The following is a 2,966-nucleotide window of genomic DNA, read 5'->3' on the forward strand; positions in this document are numbered from 1 at the left end:
ATTAGCGACACGTGGATATCCCGCGGGCCCGAGAGCGGTCCCGCAAGATACCACGGGCGCACGGCGGATGCCTTGGCACAGGGAGCCGATGAAGGACGCGGCAAGCTGCGATAATCCCCGGCGAGGAGCACACATCCTTCGACCCGGGGGTCTCCGAATGGGCGAACCCATCCACAGCAGTGTGGATATCCCCACCCCGAACACATAAGGGTGGGGAGGACAACCCGGGGAACTGAAACATCTAAGTACCCGGAGGAGAGGAAATCAATCTCGAGACTCCCCGAGTAGCGGCGAGCGAAAGGGGACCGATGGCCAAACCGTCGAGCGGGCATACCCGGCAGGGGTTCCGCCGACGGGGTTGCAGGGCCGCGCATCCGGGGGCTGCCGCCCCCGGGCGCAGGTCCGGCTGGGGAGCGGAACGGCATGGGAGGGCCGGCCGCAGCGGGTGACAGCCCCGTACGCGAACCCAGACCGGACGGCGCGACGCGGTCCCTGAGTAGGGCCGGGCACGTGAAACCCGGTCCGAACCTGGGTGGACCACCATCCAAGCCTGAGTACTACCCTGTGACCGATAGCGCACCAGTACCGTGAGGGAAAGGTGAAAAGCACCCCGGGAGGGGAGTGAAACAGTACCTGAAACCGTGCGCCCACGAGCAGTCGGAGCACCTTTATGGTGTGACGGCGTGCCTTTTGTAGAATGAGCCAGCGAGTCGCTGGCGCGGGGCGAGGTTAACCGAAAGGGAGCCGGAGCGAAAGCGAGCCTTAACAGGGCGACTTGAGTCCCGCGCCGCGGACGCGAAGCCGGGTGAGCTATCCGTGGGCAGGCTGAAGCGGGGGTAAGACCCCGTGGAGGGCCGAACGCACGTCGGTTGAAAACGGCGGCGATGACCTGCGGATAGGGGTGAAAGGCCAATCAAACCCGGAGATATCTCGTTCTCCCCGAAATAGCTTTAGGGCTAGCGTCGCGCGTTCACCGCCGGAGGTAGAGCACCGGATGGACGAGGGGGCTTCGCCGCCTACCGAATCCAACCGAACTCCGAATGCCGGCGGCCCAGAGCGCGGCAGTCAGAGCATGTGGGCTAAGCTGTGTGCTCGAGAGGGAAACAGCCCGGACCGCCCGCTAAGGTCCCCAAGTTCCAGCCGAGTGGCAAAGGATGTGCGTCCGCCCAGACAACCAGGATGTTGGCTTAGAAGCAGCCATGCATTCAAAGAGTGCGTAACAGCTCACTGGTCGAGTGGACATGCGCCGACAATACACGGGGCTAAGCTGGACACCGAAGCGGCGGGATTTTAATTCATTAGAATCGGTAGGGGAGCTTCCCATGGGCGGAGAAGCCGGAGGGCGACCGACGGTGGAGCGCATGGGAGTGAGAATGCTGGCATGAGTAGCGAGAGACGAGAGAGTAACTCGTCCGCCGTGAACCCGAGGTTTCCTGGGCAAGGCTAATCCTCCCAGGGTCAGTCGGGGGCTAAGGCGAGGCCGGGAGGCGTAGCCGACGCGCAGCAGGCAGACATTCCTGCACCGCGCACGCGGCGCTACGACCGACGGGGCGACGGATGGGGGTGGCTCGGCGGGGTTCTGGACGTCCCCGTGATGGAGCGCGGCCCGCGGACCAGGGAAATCCGGTCCGCACGAAGGGCGAGGCTCCGGACGAAGCACTTAAGCGAAGCGAGTGAGCCCGAGGTCCCTAGAAAAACCCCTAGGCAGGCGCGTGCGCGCCCGTACCGCAAACCGACACAGGTGGGTGGGTAGAACATACCGAGGCGATCGGGTCAACCATGGTCAAGGAACTCGGCACAATGGCCCCGTAACTTCGGGAGAAGGGGTGCCCGCGCGTACGTGAACCGGCTTGCCCGGGGAGCGGAGGCGGGCCGCAGTGGAGAGGCCCAAGCGACTGTTTACCAAAAACACAGGACTCTGCAGAAGCCGCAAGGCGACGTATAGGGTCTGACGCCTGCCCGGTGCCGGAAGGTCACGCGGAGGAGTTAGCCATTTCGGCGAAGCCCCGAAGCCAAGCCCCGGTAAACGGCGGCCGTAACTATAACGGTCCTAAGGTAGCGAAATTCCTTGTCGGGTAAGTTCCGACCTGCACGAAAGGCGCAACGACTTGGGCGCTGTCTCGACCATGGACCCGGTGAAATTGCACTGGTCGTGAAGATGCGACTTACCCGCGGAAGGACGGAAAGACCCCGTGAACCTTCACTGCAGCTTGGCATTGGCCGCTGGTCCCGCGTGTAGAGGATAGGCAGGAGGCATCGATCCGGAGGCGCCAGCCCCCGGGGAGCCGCCCTTGGAATACTGCCCTCGCGCGACCGGCGTCCTAACCCGAGGCCGTCAACCGGCTCGGGGACCGTGCCAGGCGGGCAGTTTGACTGGGGCGGTCGCCTCCTAAAGGGTAACGGAGGCGCGCGAAGGTCCGCTCGGGACGGTCGGCAACCGTCCTTTTGAATGCAAGAGTACAAGCGGGCTTGACTGCGAGGCCCACAAGCCGAGCAGGTGCGAAAGCAGGCTCTAGTGATCCGGCGGCCCCGAGTGGGTGGGCCGTCGCTCAACGGATAAAAGGTACTCCGGGGATAACAGGCTGATCTTGCCCAAGAGTCCACATCGACGGCAAGGTTTGGCACCTCGATGTCGGCTCATCGCATCCTGGGGCTGGAGCAGGTCCCAAGGGTACGGCTGTTCGCCGTTTAAAGCGGTACGCGAGCTGGGTTCAGAACGTCGTGAGACAGTTCGGTCCCTATCCTCCGTGGGCGCAGGAGAATCGATGGAGGCTGCCCCCAGTACGAGAGGACCGGGGTGGACGCACCTCCGGTGAACCGGTTGTCGACCAACGGCACGGCCGGGTAGCCGCGTGCGGCGCGGATAACCGCTGAAGGCATCTAAGCGGGAAGCCGTTCCAGGGATTAGTTCTCCTTCCGGTAAGGGCCCAGGTAGACTACCTGGTCGATAGACGGCAGGTGCAAGG

At 64.0% G+C, this 2,966-nt stretch carries 1 rRNA gene; it reads left to right on the forward strand.

Annotated features, from left to right (window positions below):
* Nucleotides 1–40 precede the first annotated feature (40 nt).
* Nucleotides 41–2,966, forward strand: a 23S ribosomal RNA gene (locus GPK42_RS06580); the annotation flags it as partial.

Source organism: Collinsella aerofaciens, assembly GCF_018785265.1.
Classification (GTDB): domain Bacteria; phylum Actinomycetota; class Coriobacteriia; order Coriobacteriales; family Coriobacteriaceae; genus Collinsella; species Collinsella aerofaciens_AI.